This window comes from Micromonospora sp. NPDC047812 (assembly GCF_040704175.1).
Classification (GTDB): Bacteria; Actinomycetota; Actinomycetes; order Mycobacteriales; family Micromonosporaceae; genus Micromonospora.
This window is the reverse complement of the sequence record NZ_JBEYRY010000001.1, coordinates 1,531,921-1,551,417: the sequence shown is the minus strand read 5'-3', so window position 1 is coordinate 1,551,417 and position 19,497 is coordinate 1,531,921. Positions and strand designations below refer to the sequence as shown.

At 74.5% G+C, this 19,497-nt stretch carries 17 protein-coding genes and 1 riboswitch; of the genes, 10 read left to right on the top strand and 7 right to left on the bottom strand.

Annotation, left to right across the window (positions count from 1 at the left end; translation table 11 throughout):
- Window positions 1–20: 20 nt before the first annotated feature.
- Entirely contained in the window at window positions 21–779 is a 759-nt protein-coding gene (locus tag AB0883_RS07190) for a hypothetical protein (RefSeq protein ID WP_366640072.1), read from the bottom strand.
- A 175-nt stretch (window positions 780–954) separates the two neighbouring features.
- On the opposite strand from AB0883_RS07190, the gene AB0883_RS07185 reads away from it, so the two are divergent.
- From AB0883_RS07185 to paaN, 4 genes are all read left to right on the top strand, one after another.
- Window positions 955–1,383 carry a DoxX family protein gene (locus AB0883_RS07185; protein WP_366640071.1) on the top strand — a complete coding sequence of 143 codons (429 nt, stop codon included), beginning with the start codon at window positions 955–957 and terminating at the stop codon, window positions 1,381–1,383.
- A 118-nt stretch (window positions 1,384–1,501) separates the two neighbouring features.
- A riboswitch (SAM riboswitch) is annotated at window positions 1,502–1,637 on the top strand.
- A gap of 10 nt (window positions 1,638–1,647) precedes the next feature.
- Window positions 1,648–2,934, top strand: a complete 1,287-nt coding sequence (thrC, locus tag AB0883_RS07180) for a threonine synthase (RefSeq protein ID WP_121400073.1) — start codon at window positions 1,648–1,650, stop codon at window positions 2,932–2,934.
- A 366-nt stretch (window positions 2,935–3,300) separates the two neighbouring features.
- Complete coding sequence (locus AB0883_RS07175) at window positions 3,301–4,320, top strand: GNAT family N-acetyltransferase (protein ID WP_366640069.1); 1,020 nt, start codon at window positions 3,301–3,303, stop codon at window positions 4,318–4,320.
- A gap of 52 nt (window positions 4,321–4,372) precedes the next feature.
- Window positions 4,373–6,046, top strand: a complete 1,674-nt coding sequence (gene paaN / locus AB0883_RS07170; RefSeq protein ID WP_366640067.1) for a phenylacetic acid degradation protein PaaN — start codon at window positions 4,373–4,375, stop codon at window positions 6,044–6,046.
- A gap of 51 nt (window positions 6,047–6,097) precedes the next feature.
- On the opposite strand, the gene AB0883_RS07165 is transcribed toward paaN, so the two are convergent.
- Window positions 6,098–6,631, bottom strand: coding sequence for a GNAT family N-acetyltransferase (locus AB0883_RS07165; RefSeq protein ID WP_366640065.1), 534 nt, complete (start codon window positions 6,629–6,631; stop codon window positions 6,098–6,100).
- A 210-nt stretch (window positions 6,632–6,841) separates the two neighbouring features.
- On the opposite strand from AB0883_RS07165, the gene AB0883_RS07160 reads away from it, so the two are divergent.
- The 3 genes from AB0883_RS07160 (at window position 6,842) to groL (ending at window position 10,206) form a co-directional block, all read left to right on the top strand.
- Window positions 6,842–7,045, top strand: coding sequence for a cold-shock protein (locus AB0883_RS07160; RefSeq protein WP_121400069.1), 204 nt, complete (start codon window positions 6,842–6,844; stop codon window positions 7,043–7,045).
- A gap of 185 nt (window positions 7,046–7,230) precedes the next feature.
- On the top strand, window positions 7,231–8,310 hold the full coding sequence (locus AB0883_RS07155; RefSeq protein WP_366640063.1) for a hypothetical protein: 1,080 nt from the start codon (window positions 7,231–7,233) through the stop codon (window positions 8,308–8,310).
- 273 nt (window positions 8,311–8,583) lie between these two features.
- Window positions 8,584–10,206 carry a chaperonin GroEL gene (gene groL / locus AB0883_RS07150; protein ID WP_366640061.1) on the top strand — a complete coding sequence of 541 codons (1,623 nt, stop codon included), beginning with the start codon at window positions 8,584–8,586 and terminating at the stop codon, window positions 10,204–10,206.
- A gap of 59 nt (window positions 10,207–10,265) precedes the next feature.
- Here the strand turns inward: groL and AB0883_RS07145 are convergent, their stop codons facing one another.
- From AB0883_RS07145 to AB0883_RS07135, 3 genes are all read right to left on the bottom strand, one after another.
- Window positions 10,266–10,463 carry a hypothetical protein gene (locus AB0883_RS07145; protein WP_088998151.1) on the bottom strand — a complete coding sequence of 66 codons (198 nt, stop codon included), beginning with the start codon at window positions 10,461–10,463 and terminating at the stop codon, window positions 10,266–10,268.
- A gap of 91 nt (window positions 10,464–10,554) precedes the next feature.
- Window positions 10,555–11,484, bottom strand: coding sequence for a GNAT family N-acetyltransferase (locus AB0883_RS07140; RefSeq protein ID WP_366640059.1), 930 nt, complete (start codon window positions 11,482–11,484; stop codon window positions 10,555–10,557).
- Window positions 11,485–11,586: 102 nt separating this feature from the next.
- A complete protein-coding gene (locus AB0883_RS07135; protein ID WP_366640058.1) occupies window positions 11,587–12,267 on the bottom strand; it encodes a helix-turn-helix domain-containing protein in 681 nt (226 codons plus the stop codon).
- Window positions 12,268–12,330: 63 nt separating this feature from the next.
- On the opposite strand from AB0883_RS07135, the gene AB0883_RS07130 reads away from it, so the two are divergent.
- Window positions 12,331–12,921 (top strand): dienelactone hydrolase family protein, encoded by a 591-nt coding sequence (locus AB0883_RS07130; protein WP_366640057.1) that lies wholly within the window; start codon window positions 12,331–12,333, stop codon window positions 12,919–12,921.
- An 8-nt stretch (window positions 12,922–12,929) separates the two neighbouring features.
- Here AB0883_RS07130 and AB0883_RS07125 read toward each other — a convergent pair whose 3' ends face one another.
- Window positions 12,930–15,509 (bottom strand): S8 family serine peptidase, encoded by a 2,580-nt coding sequence (locus tag AB0883_RS07125; RefSeq protein WP_366640056.1) that lies wholly within the window; start codon window positions 15,507–15,509, stop codon window positions 12,930–12,932.
- Between the two features lie 78 nt (window positions 15,510–15,587).
- Here AB0883_RS07125 and AB0883_RS07120 point away from each other — a divergent pair, with 78 nt between their 5' ends.
- Both AB0883_RS07120 and AB0883_RS07115 read left to right on the top strand, forming a co-directional pair.
- The gene (locus AB0883_RS07120) at window positions 15,588–17,405 is read left to right on the top strand and encodes a glycerol-3-phosphate dehydrogenase/oxidase (protein ID WP_366640335.1); all 1,818 of its coding nucleotides are present in this window, start codon (window positions 15,588–15,590) and stop codon (window positions 17,403–17,405) included.
- A gap of 90 nt (window positions 17,406–17,495) precedes the next feature.
- Entirely contained in the window at window positions 17,496–18,026 is a 531-nt protein-coding gene (locus AB0883_RS07115; protein WP_366640054.1) for a hypothetical protein, read from the top strand.
- A gap of 25 nt (window positions 18,027–18,051) precedes the next feature.
- On the opposite strand, the gene AB0883_RS07110 is transcribed toward AB0883_RS07115, so the two are convergent.
- Window positions 18,052–19,452: an FAD-linked oxidase C-terminal domain-containing protein gene (locus tag AB0883_RS07110; protein WP_366640053.1), complete on the bottom strand. Its 1,401-nt coding sequence runs from the start codon at window positions 19,450–19,452 to the stop codon at window positions 18,052–18,054.
- Window positions 19,453–19,497: the final 45 nt, after the last annotated feature.

The following is a 19,497-nucleotide window of genomic DNA, read 5'->3' as shown; positions in this document are numbered from 1 at the left end:
GCGGCCCGGTCGCGGGGAGGTCAGCGGGAGCGGGACCTGCGCTTGCGGGTGGGGGAGTCGGCGTCGGGGACCGTGTCCCCCGCGCCCGCGGCCTCGGCGGTGCCCCCGTCGCCGGACGCCCCGGTCACCCGGGCGTCGGTGTGGCTCAGCTCGGCCAGCGTCGTGCCCCTGAGCTGGTAGACGGCCGTGCGCCGGATGCTCAGCTCCGCCATCGGGCCGTCCGCCGGCCGGGTCAGGTAGACCACCGTCGCCCTGCCGTCGCGCACGCTGACGCTCTCCACCGGCGTACGGTCGCCGAGGTCGACCTGGGCCTGGTAGTCCGGTTCGCCGTCAACGTTGCGCCAGGCGGCGAGGGTGAAGAAGCGGCCGGTGCCGCCGCCGTCGAGCATGACCACGCCGATCGCGTCGCCCGCTCCGTCGCCGTCGAGGTCGCCGACGGCGCACGGCCTCTGCAACTCCACCGTCGTGCCGTTCCGGTCGGCCCACCGCCCGTCCGTGAGGCGGATCGGGGCGGCGTACCCCCGGTAGCGGACCTTCCTGCTGCCGACCTGGGTGTCGCGCAGTTCGAGGCAGGTGAGCCGGTCGCCGGTGCGACGGGGGCTCGGGGTCGCCCGGGTGGTCGCCGGGGTGGCGTCGACGTCGTCCCGCTTCGCGGCGGTGCCGGCGGGCCGGTCGGCGGACCGGTTCCGCTTCTTGCGGTTGCCGGTGGAGCAGGCGGTGGTGAGCGCCAGCAGGCAGGCCATGGAGAGCGCCACCACCGGGACGAGCTTGCGACGCATCGCGCGTTCCCTTCCGTCGATGTCCCCGCACCGTAACGGGCCCGCGCCAGCGCCCTTGTGGACGGTGGCGCCGGCATGCCGTGGGAGCGTTCCCAAGGAGGGGGATTCAATCGACACCGTCGAATGTCCGACGGCATTCTGGTGTCGTCCCGTCGTCCTGCCCGGAGGTGCCCTGATGCTCACTGACCGGATCGGTGGCCCGGCCCTGTCCCTGTTCCGTGCCGTCGTCGGCCTGCTCTTCCTCTGCCACGGCCTGGCCTCGCTGCTCGGGGTGCTCGGCGGCAGCCGTGGCACCGGCGAGGCGGTCCCGCTCGGCGAGTGGCCGGGGTGGTGGGCCGCGCTGATCCAGGCGGTCTGCGGCGGGCTGGTGCTCGTCGGACTGTTGACCCGACCGGCGGCCCTGCTGGCGTCCGGCTCGATGGCCTACGCGTACTTCGTGGTGCACCAGCCCGACGCGCTGCTCCCACTGCGCAACGGCGGTGAGCTGGCCGTCCTGTTCTGCTGGTCGTTCCTGCTGATCGCCGTGTTCGGTCCCGGCGCGTGGGCGGTCGACACCGTGCTGCGCGCCCGGCGCCCCGCCGACTCCCGCTCGGTGACCGCCTGAATCCGTACCGTCGTGGAAGATCCCGCCCGCCCGACGGCGGCTGCGGGATCGCTCACAGCGTGGGATCTCCCGTCGATCCGGGCGGCGTCAGTGCTTAGACTCGACGGCACAACTGCATACCTCATCCAGAGGGGCTGAGGGATACGGCCCGACGACGCCCCGGCAACCACCCCGCGCGCTCACCGCAGAGCGACCGGCGGGGCAGGTGCCAATTCCGTCCCCGCCGCAGGGTGCGATGCGGGGAAAGATGAGAGGACCCTCGACATGACGTCGACGTTCGCCCCCTCCGGCATCGACACCGCCGCCAGCCCCGCCCGCGCCCTGGTCTGCCGCGCCTGTTCGGCCCGCTACCCGCTCGCCGCCCAGCACGCCTGCTACGAGTGTTTCGGCCCGCTGGAGGTCGACTACGACGCCGCCGCGCTGGCGACGGTCACCCGGGAGCAGATCGAGGCGGGCCCGCAGAACATCTGGCGGTACGCGGCGCTGCTGCCCGCCGGTCAGGACCCGGCCACCCGCGTCACCCTCGACCCGGGCTTCACCCCGCTGGTGGCCGCCCCGCACCTCGCCGCCGAGCTGGGCATCACCGCCCCGCTCTGGGTCAAGGACGACAGCGCCAACCCGACCCACTCGTTCAAGGACCGGGTGGTCTCGGTCGCGTTGACCGCCGCCCGTGCGCTCGGCTTCAGCCGCTACGCCTGCGCCTCCACCGGCAACCTGGCCAACTCGGTCGCCGCGCACGCCGCCCGGGCCGGCGCGCCGTCGGTGGTCTTCATCCCCGGCGACCTCGAGCAGGGCAAGGTCGTCACCACCGCCGTCTACGGCGGCGAACTGGTCGCCATCGACGGCTCGTACGACGACGTGAACCGGCTCTGCGGCGAGCTGGTGGAGACGGACGAGTTCGAGGACACCGCCTTCGTCAACGTCAACGTGCGCCCCTACTACGCCGAGGGCTCGAAGACGCTCGGCTACGAGGTCGCCGAGCAGCTCGGCTGGCGGATCCCCGCGCAGGTGGTGATCCCGATGGCCTCCGGCGAGCTGCTCACCAAGATCGACAAGGCGTTCGCCGAGCTGGTGGAGATCGGCCTGGTCGAGGCGCCGGCCGGCGGCTGGAAGGTGTTCGGCGCGCAGTCGGCCGGCTGCAACCCCATCGCCACCGCCCTGCACGCCGACACCGACACCATCACGCCCGTCAAGCCGACCGGCATCGCCAAGTCCCTCAACATCGGCGACCCGGCCGCCGGCGTCTACGCGCTGGAGGCGGTGCGCCGCACGGGGGGCTGGATGGAGTACGTCGACGACGACGAGATCCGCGCCGGCATCCGGCTGCTGGCCCGGACCACCGGCGTCTTCGCCGAGACCGCCGGCGGGGTGACCGTGGCCGTACTGCGCAAGCTGGTCGAGTCCGGCCGCCTCGACCCGACCGCGGAGACCGTGGTCTTCAACACCGGCGAGGGCCTCAAGACCCTCGACGCGGTGGCCGGCGAGGTCGGCCCCACCCACCGCATCAAGCCCTCCCTGCGCGCCGCCCGCGACGCCGGCCTCCTCGGCTGACCACCCCCACCCCCCACCTTTTCCGCGTCGATCATGAGGTTGGCGGCGAAGTCGATCGCGAACAGTGCCGCCAACCTCATGATCGACGCCCGAGGGGCCGAGGGCCGGGGCCGGCCCGGGGTGGGTGGGGGATTCGGGGGGTAACTGGGTTTTCGCTGTGAGTGCGGAAAACGCGCCGACAAGGACTTGACGGCAGGAACCGCACGGCGCAAGATGCTCCGTGCGGGAGGGCGTTTCGCCGGAGACTTTCAGTTCTTGCGACCCAACGCCGGAGGCGTTGTGCGAGCGTCCCTCCCGACCAACTTCCGATCGGGCCAGCGGTTAATTCGCTGGCCCGATCGTCGTCGTCTGGCGCACCCTCAGCCGATGAGCATCGCGATCGCGCCGCTCGACGCCGCCGACCAGGCCGCGATCGACGAGGCGTACCGGATCGGCGCGGCGGCCAACGAGGTCGACCTGCCGGACTTCCCGCCCCTCTGCCGGCGGCGCTTCGAGGCGGCGATCCGGCACCCGATGCCGGGCAACGAGCCGCTCTGGGCGCTGGCCCGGCTCGACGGCGTGCCGGCCGGCTACCTCGCGCTGGACCTTCCGCAGCTCGACAACACCGAGAACGCCACGGCCGAGGTGGTCGTGCACCCGGAGTGCCGGCGTCGCGGCGTCGGCCGTGCGCTGCACCACCACGCCGTACGCCTGCTGCGGGAGCGGGGCCGCAAGCGGGTGCTGGCGATGGCGGTCTCCGCGCTGCCCGGCGGCCCGGCCCGCTCCGGGGCCGCCGCCGCCTTCGCCGCGTCGACCGGCGCCCGGCCCGCGCTGGCGGAGGTCCGCCGCCGGCTCGACACCACCCGGCTCGACCAGGACGGCCTGGACGCCGCCCTGACCGAGGCCCGGGGCCGGGCCGCCGGCTACCGGCTCCTACGCTGGCAGGGGAACACCCCCGAGGAGTACGCCGCCGACATCGCCTACCTCGACGGCCGGCTGATGGCCGACGCGCCCCTGGGCGACGTGGAGTGGGAACCGGAGCGGATCGACGTCGAACGGGTCCGTGGCATCGAGCGGGCGCTGGAGGTGCGGGGGCGGCGGCGCTACCACACGGCGGCGCGCCACGAGGCGTCCGGCCGGGTGGTCGCCTGGACCCTGCTCGACGTGGGGCCGTCGGTCGACTGGCACGCGTTCCAGCAGATCACCATCGTCGACCCGGAGCACCGCGGCCACCGGCTCGGCCTGCTCACCAAGGGCGAGAACCTGCGCCACCTGCTGGCCCACGAGCCGGCGGTACGCGCGATCGACACCTTCAACGCCGCCGAGAACGCCCACATGGTGCGGATCAACGAGCAGCTCGGGTTCCGCCCCGTCGACGGTTGGACCGACTGGCAGCTCACGATCTGAGTTGTGACACGGCCCTACTGATCCTGGTGCTTTCTGTTGCATGATGGCGGGCATGACGGAGACCCCGCACCCCCTGTACGACAGGCACGCCGACACCCTGACCCGGGCGCTGACCGCCATCACGGAGCGCGGGTACTGGTCCGCCTACCCCGAGTCGCCCAGCCCCCGGGTCTACGGGGAGACCGCCGCCGCCGACGGCAAGGCCGCCTTCGAGGCGTACCTCGGCGGTGACTTCCCCCTCGACCAGCCGGGCGCGGCCGACCGGGTCGCCACCGAGACCAGCCCGTTCGGCGTCGAGCTGAACGTCCGCTACCCGCACGCCGGCGCCGACGAGCTGGTCGCCGCCGCCTCCGCCGCCCTGCCCGGCTGGCGCGACGCCGGCCCGCAGGCCCGGGTGGGGGTCTGCCTGGAGATCCTCGACCGGCTGCACAAGCACATCTTCGAGCTGGCCAACGCGGTGCAGTTCACCAGCGGCCAGGCCTTCGTGATGGCCTTCCAGGCCGGCGGCGCGCACGCGCTGGACCGCGCGCTGGAGGCGGTCGCCTACGCGTACGCGGAAATGACCCGGCACCCGGGGACGGCGGGCTGGGAGAAGGCGGCCGGCAAGGGCGACCCGCTGCGGATGACCAAGACCTTCCACGTGGTGCCCCGTGGCGTGGCGCTGGTGATCGGCTGCAACACCTTCCCGACCTGGAACTCGTACCCGGGGCTGTTCGCCTCGCTGGTCACCGGCAACCCGGTGGTCGTCAAGCCGCACCCGCGCGCCGTGCTGCCGCTGGCGATCACGGTGAAGTACGCCCGCGAGGTGCTCGCCGAGGCCGGCTTCGACCCGAACCTGGTGCTGCTCGCCCCCGAGGCCCCCGGGGAGAAGCTCGCCTCCACGCTGGCCCTGCACCCGGCCGTGAAGATCATCGACTTCACCGGTTCCACCGAGTACGGCGACTGGCTGGAGGCCAACGCCCGGCAGGCCGCGGTCTACACCGAGAAGGCCGGGCTGAACACGGTGGTGATCGACTCCACCGACGACTTCGCCGGGATGTGCCGCAACCTCGGCTTCACCCTGAGCCTCTACAGCGGCCAGATGTGCACCACGTCGCAGAACATCCTGATCCCCTCCGGGGGCATCGAGACCGACCAGGGGCACAAGAGCTTCGACGAGGTGGCGGGCGGGATCGCCGCGGCGGTCGCCAAGATCACCGCCGACCCGGCGCGCGGGGTGGAGATGACCGGCGCGATCGTCAACGACGGGGTGCTGGAGCGCCTCGACGAGGTCACCAAGGTCGGCGAGGCGGTGCTGGAGTCGCGTACGGTCGAGCACCCCGCCTTCCCCGGCGCGGTGGTCCGCACCCCGACGGTGGTCAGGCTGGCGGCCGACGACACCGCGACCTACTCGAAGGAGTGGTTCGGGCCGATCTCGTTCGCGATCGCCACGGACTCCACCGCGCACAGCCTGGAGATCCTGCGCTCCACGGTCGGCGAGAAGGGCGCGCTCACCGCGGCGGTCTACTCCACCGACGAGGCGGTCCTCGACGCGGCCGAGGTTGCGGCGATCGAGGTCGGGGTGCACCTGTCCTGCAACCTGACCGGCGGGGTCTTCGTGAACCAGTCGGCGGCCTTCTCCGACTTCCACGGCAGCGGCGCCAACGCGGCGGCCAACTCGGCGCTGACCGACGGCGCCTACGTGGCAAACCGGTTCCGCATCGTGCAGTCCCGCCGGCACGCGTGATCCGTCCGGCTGCCCGGACCGGCCCTGCCCGGGTCGGTCCGGGCGGCCGGGTCAGGCCGGGCGGCGCATCTGGAGTTCGGTGAGCGCCGGAACGGTGGGGTGCGGGACGCGTACGCCGGTGTCGACGAAGCCCAGCCGCCGGTAGGCGCGGTAGGCCCGGTCGTTGCCGACCACGACCTCCAGCATCAGTTCGGGGCGCCCGCAGGCGCGGGACCAGGCCGCGACCGCGTCGACCAGGCCGCCGAGGAGGCCCGTGCCCCGCCAGGGCGGGGTGACGTAGACGGCGTACACCACGGTCAGCCCCGGCTCCCCGGGGGCCGCCGTGCCGCCGGCGTGCCCGACGAGCCGGCCGCCCGGGTCCGCGACGAACTGCGCGGTGCCCGCCCCGACGGAGACGGACGCGATGCGGGCCGCGTAGTCCGCGTGCGACCGGGCCGCCGCGTCGGCGAGGGTCTCCAGGAAGGCCAGTGGGGCGTCGGCGAGCATCTCCAGCCGCAGCGCCCGCATCCGGGCCGCGTCCCGGGGCCTGACCCGCCGGATCTCCGCCCGCCGCGTCGGCCCCGAACCGCCGGGCGTGCTCGTCATGACGAATGCCTATCACAGCGATGACCGCCGATGGCGGGCGATCGAAGTATGTCCGATTTGTGGTCGTGCGCCGTCGTCACGCTTCGTGTAGCGTGCGATTTCGGTCACCGTTTCAGCGGCCCTCGTCGATCGCCGATCCGGTGGTCCTCCGGTGCCGGCCCGCCCGGCCTCCGGGGTCGTGGAACGCCGCGCAGAGTGAGGAAGTGCACCGTGGCAGAGGGCACCGTGAAGTGGTTCAACTCCGAGAAGGGCTACGGCTTCATCGCCGTCGACGGCGGGCAGGACGTCTTCGTCCACTTCTCGGCGATCGAGATGGACGGCTACAAGGCGTTGGACGACGGCCAGCGGGTCGAGTTCGAGATCGCCCAGGGCCAGAAGGGTCCCCAGGCCGAGCGCGTGCGCGTCATCGCCTGACGGGCGTCTCTCCCACGCCCCCGCGCCGACCGACTTCCCGGCCACCGGTCGTGAGGCGCCGGCCGGGGGTGGTCCGGCAAGGCCGGGCAGCCGTCGGCCGGCCCGCCCCACGGGGGCGGGCTTCGGCCCGGTTGCGTCGGCAGGGGAGGATCGTGAGCCGTTCCAGCCATCGCTGAGGAGGGTTCATGTCCGACCAGCCGCCCCAGGCCGCGCCGCCCCCGGGAGACCCCGACCCCTCCGCGACGCCACCCGTCGGCCCGGGCGGCGCTGCGCCGGCGGGCCCGCACCAGCCGCAGGGCCAGGTCTTCCCGCCCACCGGCGGGTACCCGGTCGGCTCCGGCCCGTACGGCGGGCAGCCGTGGTACCCGGGCGCCCCGGTCGCCTATCCCGGGCAGCCGTGGTACCCGCCGGGGCACGGCCTCGATCCGGCCGACCTGCTCGTCACCCCGCCCGGCGCCGGCGTCAACGGCTGGTTCGGCCGGTGCGTCGGCGCCGTGCGCCGGGGCTGGCGGCTGCTGCTGCCGATCCTGCTGCTCACCCAGGTGCTGCCGGCCCTGGTGGTGTCGGTGCTCTCGCTCGTCGTCGACCCGTCGGCGAAGTGGGAGGAGTCGATGGCCGACGACCCCGCCGCGCTGCCCGACACCTTCCTGGCCGACACGGGCGTCCTGCTGTCCGTGGTGCTCGGCAGCGCCCTCATCTTCGGTTTCGTGCAGAGCCTGGGTTGGGCGGCCGGCACCTGGGTGGTCACCCGGCAGGCGGCCGGTCAACCGGTGAGCGTGGGCGCGGCCCTCTCCTACGGGGCGCGCCGGGCGCTCGGCCTCTGGGGCTGGACCCTGCTGATGAGCGTGATCATCGGGCTCGGGGTCTGTCTCTGCGTGATTCCCGGCATCTACTTCGCCTTCGCGCTGAGCATGGCCGGCCCGGTCTACCTGTTCGAGCGGCAGCACCCGATCGGCCGCTCCTTCCGGATGTTCCACGACCGGCTCGGTCTGCTGCTCGGCCGGGTGGCGCTGGTGGCGGCGGCGGTCGTCGTCGGCAGCGGGGCCGCCGGCATGGTGGAGGGCATCGGCACGCTGCCGTTCGGCACCACCCCGCTGGAGTCGCCGGGCACGGCGGTCGGCGTGCTCGCGGTGACGCTGGTGGGCGCGGTGCTGGCCCTGCCCACCCACCTCGCCCAACTGGTCGGCCTGGTCGTCACCTACGCCGAGCAGCGTGCCCACGAGGGGCCGGTGGACAGCGCGCGGCTGACCGGTGAACTCGGCTGACCGGGGCCATCGTGCTTGCACTCGACAGGGGAGAGTGCTAAACAAGTCATTGGCACTCGCATACCGCGAGTGCCAACGGTCGGGGCGGTAGGGCCACGGTCGTAGCGGCGTCCAGACGCGGCTGCGGCACATGGCCGGTCGTCGCGGGCTATCCGGCCCGGCCGAGGAGACGTCGTCGTCGCCAGGTGGCGACGTCCCAAGGTGCGTACACCAGGCGGCCCATCCGGGACACACACTCGGGTGGCCCGTGAGTGTCCAGGAGGACAACGCCGTATGGCCAAGATGATCGCGTTCGACGAAGAGGCGCGCCGCGGCCTCGAGCGGGGCATGAACCAGCTCGCCGACGCCGTGAAGGTGACGCTCGGCCCCAAGGGCCGCAACGTCGTGCTCGAGAAGAAGTGGGGTGCCCCCACCATCACCAACGATGGTGTGAGCATCGCCAAGGAGATCGAGCTCGAGGACCCCTACGAGAAGATCGGCGCCGAGCTGGTCAAGGAGGTCGCGAAGAAGACCGACGACGTCGCCGGTGACGGCACGACGACGGCGACCGTCCTGGCCCAGGCCCTGGTCCGCGAGGGCCTGCGCAACGTGGCCGCCGGTGCCAACCCGATCGCCCTGAAGCGGGGCATCGAGGCCGCCGTGGCCAGCGTCTCGGAGGAGCTGCTCAAGCTCGCCAAGGACGTCGAGACCAAGGAGCAGATCGCCTCCACCGCCTCCATCTCCGCCGGTGACACCAGCGTCGGCGAGATCATCGCCGAGGCGATGGACAAGGTGGGCAAGGAAGGCGTCATCACCGTCGAGGAGAGCAACACCTTCGGGCTGGAGCTGGAGCTCACCGAGGGTATGCGCTTCGACAAGGGCTACATCTCGGCCTACTTCATGACCGACCCGGAGCGCATGGAGGCCGTCTTCGACGACCCCTACCTCCTGATCGTCAACAGCAAGATCTCGTCGGTGAAGGACCTGCTCCCGATCCTGGAGAAGGTCATGCAGTCGGGCAAGCCGCTGCTGATCATCGCCGAGGACATCGAGGGCGAGGCCCTGGCGACCCTGGTCGTCAACAAGGTCCGGGGCACCTTCAAGTCCGTCGCCGTCAAGGCGCCGGGCTTCGGTGACCGCCGCAAGGCCATGCTGGCCGACATCGCCATCCTCACCGGTGGCCAGGTCATCAGCGAGGAGGTCGGCCTCAAGCTGGACGCCGTCGGCCTCGACATGCTGGGCCGCGCCCGCAAGGTCGTGGTGACCAAGGACGAGACCACCATCGTCGACGGTGCCGGCGACGCCGAGCAGATCCAGGGCCGGGTCAACCAGATCCGGGCCGAGATCGACCGGAGTGACTCCGACTACGACCGCGAGAAGCTGCAGGAGCGGCTGGCCAAGCTGGCCGGCGGCGTCGCGGTGATCAAGGTCGGCGCGGCCACCGAGGTCGAGCTGAAGGAGCGCAAGCACCGCATCGAGGACGCCGTCCGCAACGCGAAGGCCGCCGTCGAGGAGGGCATCGTCCCGGGTGGTGGCGTCGCGCTGGTGCAGGCCGGCAAGTCCGCCTTCGACAAGCTGGACCTGGTCGGCGACGAGGCGACCGGCGCGCAGATCGTCAAGATCGCGCTGGACGCCCCGCTGCGGCAGATCGCCGTCAACGCCGGTCTCGAGGGTGGCGTGGTCGTCGAGCACGTCCGCAACCTCAACCCGGGTCACGGCCTCAACGCCGCCAACGGCGAGTACGTCGACCTGCTGGCCGCGGGCATCATCGACCCGGCCAAGGTGACCCGCTCGGCGCTGCAGAACGCCGCGTCGATCGCGGCGCTCTTCCTCACCACCGAGGCCGTCGTGGCGGACAAGCCGGAGAAGACCCCGGCCGCCCCGGCTGGTCCGGGTGGCGGGGACATGGACTTCTGAGTCCAGCTCCAACAACGCCGAAAGGGGCGGGCCGCGTCAGCGGTCCGCCCCTTTCGCTGTCACGTCGGCAGTGGCCGTTGGTTGCGTCTCTTCTGCGCCCGGTCGTACGGCTGCGGGATCTGCACCGGCTCGTCGACCAGCGTCACCGGCTCGTCGGCCGGCTCGTCGACGCCGGCCATCTCCGCCTGCTGCTCGGCGTCGCCGTAGTCGAGCCGGTCGAACGGCAATGGGCCGGGGCGTTCGTCGTCCGTGGTCATGGCTGCCTCCTCTACCGGAAACGGTAGGGCGCGACGATCACCAATGCGGGCGAATGGCGTTATGAGGGTCTATATCCCCTTCGCCCCGCTCTCAGCCCCCGAGTGCCTTGCGGTACAGGAAGAAGACGCGCTCGATCCGGGCACCCGCGCTGCCCGAGTAGAAGGGGACCGGCCCCACCCAGCCGATCTGCGCCGCCGTCACGCCGGCCGCCCGCTGGTCGCGTAGGCACCGGCGCAGCAGCACCCCGCCGATACCCGAGCCCTCGGCCGCCGGGGCGGTGCCCATCGGGCCGAACCAGCTCGGCCGCGACGACCCGTACGCGGCGAAGCCGAGCACCTCGCCGTCGCGTTCGGCCAGGTGGCAACCCGCCCCCTCCCGGCCCACCGAGCCGGCCAGCTCGGCGTCCCAGGCCCCGCCGAAGGTGGCGCGGGCGAACTCCACCAGCGCCGGCAGGTCGACCGCCTCGGCGCGGCGGACCGTCACCCCGCGCCCGGCCAGCCGCGTCTCCGCGGCCTCCGTCGGGCGCAGCGCGGGGGAGCCGTCGTACGACAGGTCGGCGGTCATGTTCCACGCCGTCCGGTCCTGCCGGTAGCCGAGCGCCAGCGCGGCGCAGACCGCCGGGGTGTAGCGCACGTCGATGCCCGGCCAGGCGTAGTACGGCGGATTCCCGGCGAGCAGCAGCTCGGCCGCGCCGAGGCCGGCGAGGGCCCGCTCGGCGGTCGACAGCAGCGCCCGCCCGAGACCCTGCCGCCGCTGCTCCGGCGCCACCGCGACCAGGTCGACGTGACCACGGGCGTCGCCGTCGCTGGCGGCGAGGGAGCCGACGAGCACGCCCACGAGGCGCCCCTCCCGGTACGCGCCCCACGTGAGCACCGGACGGTGGATGGCGGCGCGCGCCCAGAGCGTGTCCACGACGGCCGGCGCCTCGGCCGCGTCCTCCGGCAGGTCGAGTGCCCGCCCACAGAGTTCCACCACGGCGGGCCGCTGGTCGGGCCCCAGCTCGACGATCTCCAGGTCCATGGACGCCGACCCTAGATCACCGGAGCGTTCCGTCGGTAGGGGCCTTGCCGGCGCCGCCCGGCCGGCGGGCCGCCGTGGCGTGCCACGACCGCCCCGGTCGCGTCAGCCGGCCGGCTCCGGTTCCGCCTTCGCCTCCGGTTCCGCTCGCGGTTCCGCCTTCGCCTCCGGTTGCGGTCGCGGTTCCGGCTTCGCCTCCGCCTCCGGTTCCGGTTTCGGCTCGGGCTCGGGGAGGGTCGGCGCGTTGGTGGGGTAGAGGCCGGCGACGAAGCCGTAGACCTGATCGCCGGACCGGGGGATCTGGGCGAAGCGGCGGGCCAGCGCCTGCACCTCGGCCCAGAACGCGCGTACCTCCTCGACCGGGATGCGGGCGTGGACGAGGGTGCAGCGCAGGTCGTCGGCGGCGTGGGCCGCGGCGGACTCGGCGACCGCCTCCGCGAGCCCGTTGACTGCGGTCGCGACCCGCTTGTCCTCGGGGCGGGTCAGCGCGCCGATGTAGAGCGTGCGGGCGACCCGGCCGTAGTACCGCTCGTCGATCGCCCGCACCCGCCGGGTCCGCACCACCCGGAGCAGGCCGGCGTCGACGAGGGCGTTCACGTGGTAGGCGACGCTGCTCTTGGGCCGATCGACCGCCCGGGCCAGCTCGCTCACCGTGGCGGCCCGCTCCAGGAGCAGCTCCAGGAGGGTCGCGCGCAGGGGATCGGCCAGCGCGCGGAGCTGCGCGGGCGCGGTGACCACGAGCATCTCGTCGAGGTCGTAGTCCGGGATCCGCTCATTGCTCGACATTTCTCGACCGTTCCAGAATCATGGATCATTCGATCGTTGTCGTCTGTTGACAGGAGTGTAGAGATGGCCGACGTCGTCCTGTTCCACCACCTGCGTGGGGTCACCGACGGGGTGCGCGGGTTCGCCGAACAGTTGCGGGCCGGCGGGCACACCGTGCACACGCCGGACCTGTTCGACGGCGAGCGGCCGGCGACCCTCGACGAGGGCTTCGCGCTGACGAAGCGCATCGGGGGCGAGGCGCTCCGCGAGCGCGCCGACCGGGCCGTGGCCGACCTGCCCGGGGGCCTGGTCTACGGCGGCTTCTCCTGGGGCGCCGCCACCGCCCAGCGGCTCGCCCAGACCCGGCCCGGGGCCCGGGGTGCGCTGCTCTACGAATCCTGCCTGCCCGTCACCGGCGAATGGGCCGTCGGCCCCTGGCCCGCCGGGGTCCCGGTGCAGATCCATGGCATGGACGCCGACCCGTTCTTCGCCCTGGAGGGCGACATCGACGCCGCCCGCGAGCTGGTCGGCATCGTCGGCTCCGACCTCGCCGAGCTGTTCGTCTATCCGGGGGATCAGCACCTGTTCACCGACAGCACGCTGCCGTCGTACGACGCGGACGCGACGACCCTGGTGGTGCGGCGGTCCCGGGAACTGCTCGACCGGTTGCGCTGACGCGACTCTCACCCCCGCGCGCTCCGGACGGCGGCGTACGCGTCGACCAGGCCGGCGCCGGTGATGTTCGCGTCGCCACCGCAGGTCTGCGTCCGGGAGGCGTACGTCGCCACGGCCGGGGTCGCGGTGTCCCGCAGGATCTGCCGGGTACGGGGCAGGTCGCCGACCAGCGCCGGGTCGGCCGACCACATCAGCGCCACCACGCCGGCCACCTGCGGCGTCGCCATGGAGGTGCCGCTCAGAACGGCGTACCCGCCGCCCGGCATCGCCGACAGCACCTCGTCGCCCGGCGCGACAACGTCCGGCTTGGCCGCCCCCGGCACCGGGCCCCGGGACGAGAACAGCGTCACCCGGCGCTGCCGGTCCACCGCGCCCACGGTCAGCACGTCCGCGTACGGGGCGGGCGGGTCGTCGATCGAGCCGCAGTACGGCCCCGTGTTGCCGGCCGCGGCCACCACCATGATGCCGGCGGCGTCCAGGGCGGCGGTGGCGGGCCGGAGCACGCCCGGGTCGCAGCCCTCGATCGCCGGGCAGCCCCACGAGTTGGTGAGGATGTCCGGGGCACGCGCCGGGCGCCCGTCGGTGAACGGGTCCCCGCCCGGGGGGAAGGGCGCCAGCATGAACTGGAGGCAGTCCAGGTAGTAGGCGGGGTTGCCGAGGTTGCGGTCCAGGTTGACGCAGCCGACCCAGCGGGCGCCCGGCGCCACCCCGATGCCGCCCCGGCCCACCGCGCTGCCCGCCGTGTGGGTGCCGTGCCCGCCCTGGTCGGTCGGCGCCCGGGTGCCGGCCCACGGGTCGTGCCAGGAGTCGTCGCCGCCCCGGAAGCCGCCCGCCAGCGCGGGGTGCCCGCCGTCCACGCCCGAGTCCGAACTGCCCACCACGATGCCGGAGCCGTCCACCCCGAGCTGGGACCAGACCCGGTCCGCACCGAGCATCCGGACGTTCCACTCGGGGCCGGCGGGCGCGGGCGCGGTGCCGCGACTGCGGCCGGCCGGCGCGGGCAGCGGTCGTACCCGCTGGCTGACCAGCACCCGGGCGACCTCGGGCCGGCGCGACAGCCAGGCCCGTACCGCCGGCCCGCCGTCCACCTCGACCGCGTTCACGAGGTAGTAGGGGGTGTGGTCCAGCCGCAGCCGGCGCAGGTCCCGGCGCAGGTCGGCCTGGGTCCGCTCGGCGGTCGCGACCAGCCGCCGGTGGACCTCGGCGACCCGGGCGTCCCGGCCGGCCCGGCCGGTCGTCGCCGGGACGCCGGCGAGGTCGGCCTGCTCGCGGAGCACCACGAACAGCCGCTCGCCGTGCAGGCCGGGCTGGCCCGCGCCGACGGCCACCACGCCGACCGCGACCAGCAGGGCGCCGGCGGTCACCCCGGCGACCCGCCGGCTCGGCCGCCGGCCCCGGGTGAGCAGCACCCCGTACGCCACGGCGAGGACGGCCGCGACGGCGAGCCCGGCGCCGGCGGCGGCGGCCACCCAGAACGGCACGTCGCGGGTGCCGGCCAGGAGGAGAGTGACTTCCTCGGGGTCGGCGAAGGCCAGCGGGCCGAGCACGCCGAGCCCGACCAGCCAACGGGCCGCGGGCCGGAGGGCACCGGTCCCCGCCCGCCCGGCCAGCTCCCGGCCGTCGGCGTCGGTGGGGTCGGTGGGGTCGGCGCCGCCGGGATCGGCCGGGAGCGGGCCCGATGGGTCGGCCGGAGCGGCCCCCGGGGACCCGACGGGGGCGGCACCCGGCGGGCCGGCCAGGGTCGGGCGGCGGGCCGCCGCGTGCAGGGCCGCCAGCGCGAAGCCGGCCGGCGGCAGGGTCAGCAGCAGGGGTAGCTGGGCCCCGGACTGCCCCACCCCGGCGGCGAGCAGCAGCAGCGCGACCCCGGCGACCAGCCCGCCGACCAGCACCAACCGGGTCGGCCGGGGCGGCTCGCCGACGGTGAAGCGGGACCAGAAGGCGTCGTCCAGCAGCGCCCCGGCCAGCACGCCCAGCGCGGCGGCGGCGAGGCCGGCGAGCACCGTCTCCAGCAGCCCGCCGAGCGCCCCCAGCCAGGCCCAGGGCAGCAGCAGCGCCAGTCCGCCGGCCACCCCGAGCAGCGTGGCGGCCGACACGGGCGCCCGGCGCGTCGCGACAGCCGCGCGCACCCGGGGTGTCGTGACCGCCGCGCGGCGGGCCAGCGCCCGCAGGACGAGGGCGGCCAGCGCGGCCGTGGCGGCCAGCGCGGCGAGGTACGCCTCGTGGTGCACCGGTGGCAGCGCCCGGAGCAGCCCCAGCGCGCCGAGCGCGAGCGCCGCCGCCAGCCAGGTCCGGCCGGCGGTGCGGACCGCCGCAGAGTGGGGCAGTAGGGCGAGCGCCAGCGCGGGCGCGCCCACCAGCAGCACGCTGAACAGCACCGTCGCCGGCCAGAGCCAGACCACGCGGTCCAGCCCGGAGGCCAGCAGGACCTGGTCGGCGAGCCAGCCGCCGAGCTGGCCGACGACGACGAGCCCGACCGTCCAGCAGCCGGTCACCGCCGCGGCCACCACCGCCCAGTGGCTCGGCCGGCCCGGCGTGGCCGCCGGGCGTGGGACGGGTTGACCAGCGGGGAACGGGGGGCCGACCTCCATCCCCAGACAGTACGGCGCGGACGGCGTGTCCCGCCGGATGGCGGCGGCGGTTACCGTGGACGGGTGCGTGACCCCAACGTGTCCCGAACGACGGCCGGCCAGCTCTCCCCCGAGCGCCGGGCCGCCGACCTGCGCCGCCTGCGCGCCGAACGCTTCGACGTGCTGGTCATCGGCGGTGGCGTCACCGGGGCGGGGGCCGCCCTGGATGCGGCCTCGCGGGGGTTGAAGGTGGCCCTGGTGGAGGCGCGCGACTACGCCGCCGGCACCTCCAGCCGCTCCAGCAAGCTCATCCACGGTGGCCTGCGCTACCTGGAGCAGCTGGAGTTCCACCTGGTGCACGAGGCGCTCACCGAGCGCGGGCTGCTCGCCACCCGGCTGGCCCCGCACCTGGTCCGGCCGGTGCCCATCCTGGTTCCGCTGCCCGACGGGCGGGGCGTACGCGGCCTGCCCGCCCGGCTGTTCCGCCGCTCCTACTACGGCGCCGGCGTGGCGGCCTACGACGCCTTCGCCGGGGTCTTCGGCGGCGGGCGCGGCATGCCGCTGCACCGGCACCTGACCCGCGAGGGCGCCCGCCGGGTCTTCCCCAGCCTGCGCGCCGACGCGGTGGCCGGCGCGATCCGCTACTACGACGGGCAGGTCGACGACGCGCGGCTGGTGGTGACCCTGGCCCGCACGGCGGCCAGCCTGGGCGCGACCGTGGTGACCAGCACCCGGGCGGTCGGGCTCATCCGGCAGGCCCGCGAGGTCACCGGCGTCCGGATCCGCGACCTCGAGGCGCCCCCCGGCTCCCCGGACGCCGAGTTCGAGGTACGCGCCCGCACCGTCATCGCCGCCACCGGGGTGTGGAGCGACGACATGTCGCGGATGCTGAACGACGTCGGGCTGCGCCCCGGGATCCGCGTCCGGGCCTCCAAGGGCGTGCACCTGGTGGTGCCCCGGTCGGCGATCACCGGCGAGGCCGGGCTGATCCTGCGTACGGCCACCAGTGTGCTCTTCGTCATCCCGTGGGGCGGGCACTGGATCATCGGCACCACCGACACCGACTGGCGGCTGGACCGGTCCCACCCGGCGGCCTCCGCGCGGGACATCGAATACCTGCTGGAGCAGGTCAACACGGTGCTCGACCGGCCGCTCACGACGGCGGACATCGAGGGCGTCTACGCCGGGCTGCGGCCGTTGCTGGCCGGCGAGGCCGACTCCACCTCCAAGCTGTCCCGCGAGCACGCCGTCTTCGAGCCGATGCTCGGTCTGCTGCTGGTCGCCGGCGGCAAGTACACGACGTACCGGGTGATGGCGTCCGACGTGGTCGACCGGGCCGCCCACCGGCTCGGTGCCGTACGCCCCTCCCGCACCGCCGACCTGCCGCTGCTCGGCGCCGACGGCTACCCGGCGATGTGGCGGGACCGGGCGGACCTGGCCCGCCGGCACGGGATGCCGGTCGGGGTGATCGAGCACCTGCTGGAGCGCTACGGCACCCTCACCCGTGACCTGCTCGCGCTGATCGACGCGGACCCGTTGCTGGCCTCCCCGCTGGCCGGCGCGCCGGAGTACCTGGCCGCCGAGGTGACGTACGCGGCCCGGGCCGAGGGGGCGCTGCACCTGGAGGACGTGCTCACCCGGCGGACCCGGATCTCCTTCGAGACGGCGCACCGGGGCCTGGAGTCGGCGGGCCACGCGGCCGAGCTGATGGGCGCGGTGCTCGGCTGGGACGGGGCCACCCGGGCCCGCGAGGTGGAGCACTACCGGGCCCGGGTGGAGGCGGAACGCGAGTCCCAGCTGATGCCCGACGACGCCACCGCCGACGCCGCCCGGCTCGGCGCACCCGACGTACGGGGCTTCGCGGCGGACCGCGGCGCGGACGACGACCAGGCCGAACTGCCGTCCTCGTCCCGCTGACCGGCCCGGCCCCGGTCACCCCCTACGTTCGCCCGCCCGACCCCGGTCAGCGGTTACGGCCCTTACCTACGGTGGGGTAGGTTCCGGCGCGTGCCCTCCGCTTCCTGGTCGCGTCCGGTCCGCGTGTCCGTCGCCGCCCTGCTGGCCGCGGCCCTCGCCGGCTGCTCGCTGCCCGGAAGCGCCGACGACGGCCCCGCGCCGGAGCCGGCCGGCACCGGGCTGTCGCAGCCGGGTCCCGGCGGTGCGGCGACCGCCGGAAAGGGCGAGGTCAGCCTCCTCCAGCGGGTCGGCACGGACGGCCCGCTGCGCACGCTCAACGTGGAACCGGACGGCAGGTGGGAGTGCGTCGACTGCGCCGGCGACGGCGTGACGTCGACCGGGGTGCTCGGCCCGGAACACGTCACCCGGCTCCAGGGGCTGCTCGCCGACCCGGGGCTGGCGAAGGAGACCGACCAGGCCCGGCGCTACCAGGTCACCTGCATCGACGCCCTGACCTCCAGCCTGCTCACCTCGACCGGCCTGGTCACGTCGCAGGACTGCCCCGGCGAGGAACACCCGCCCATCGCCAACGAGATCCTGCTGCTGCTCACCCAGGCCACCCCGGCCGAGATGACCGCCTGACGGCGCCCGGCCCGGACCGCGCCGGTCAGAGGACCTTGCCGGGGTTGAGCAGGCCGGCCGGGTCCAGGGCGGCCTTGATCGCCTGGTGCACCCGGACGCCGACCGGGCCGATCTCGCGGGCCAGCCAGTCGCGCTTGAGCAGGCCCACGCCGTGCTCGCCCGTGCAGGTGCCGCCCAGCTCCAGGCCGAGCCGCATGATCTCGTCGAAGGCGCGGCGGCCGCGTTCGAGGCTCGCCGGGTCGGCCCGGTCCACCACGATGTTCGGGTGCATGTTGCCGTCCCCGGCGTGGCCGACCACGCCGATCGGCACGTCGCACTCCACGGCGATCCGGGCCACCCCGTCGAGCAGCGCCGCCAACGCGCCCCGGGGCACCGCCACGTCGTCGATGACCAGGCCGCCGTTGCCGCCCGGACAGGCCTCCGCCGCGAACTTCTCCATCGCCGGGTGCGCGAGCCGGCGGGCCTGCAGCAGGGCCGCCGCCTCCACGGCGTCGGTGGCCGCGTAGACCTCGTCGGCGCCGGCCGCCTCGCAGACCGCGGCCAGGCCGGCCAGGTCGTCGGCCGCGCGGGAGCCGGTGTCGGCGGCGGCCAGCAGCAGCGCCTGGGCGTCCGTCCGTAGCCCCATCGGCCGGTACGCCTCGATCGCCCGCAGGTGCGTCCGGTCGAGCAGCTCCAGCAGGCTGGGGGAGAGCCCCCGGGCGGCGATCTCGGCGACGGCCGCGCCGGCGGCGGCGGTGGACGGGAAGACCGCCACCATGGTCAGCGACTGCGCCGGGGCGGGGCGCAGCGCCACCGTCACCTCGGTGATCACGCCGAGGGTGCCCTCGGAGCCGACGAAGAGCCGGGTGAGGTCGTAGCCGGCCACGCCCTTGGCGGTACGCCGGCCGGTGCGCAGCACCTCGCCGGAGGCGAGCACCACCTCCAGCCCCAGCACGTACTCGGTGGTGACGCCGTACTTGACGCAGCACATCCCGCCGGCGTTGGTGGCGACGTTCCCGCCGATCGTGGACGACTCCCACGAGCCCGGGTCGGGTGGGTACCACAGCCCCTGCTTCGCCACGGCGGCGGCGAGCGTCGCGTTGACCACGCCGGGCTGCACCACGGCGATCCGGCTCACCGGGTCGATCTCCAGCACCGCGTCCATCGCGACGGTGCTCAGCACCATCGCGCCGTCGACGGCGTTGGCCGCGCCGGCCAGCCCCGTGCGCGCCCCCTGCGGCACCACCGGCACGCCGTGCCGCGCGGCCGCCCGCAGCGCGGCGGCCACCTGTGCGGTGGTGCGGGGACGGACCACGACCAGGGGCGTGCCGGCGGCGCAGAGGTCGGCCTCGTCCCGCTCGTGCATCCGCAGCAGGTCCGGGTCGGTCAGGACGGCGTCGTCGCCGAGCGCCGCCCGCAGGTCGTCGAGGAGGGGGGATCCGGCCATGCCGCCGAGGCTACGGTCGGTCCCGCGCGATGACCAACCGGTCCC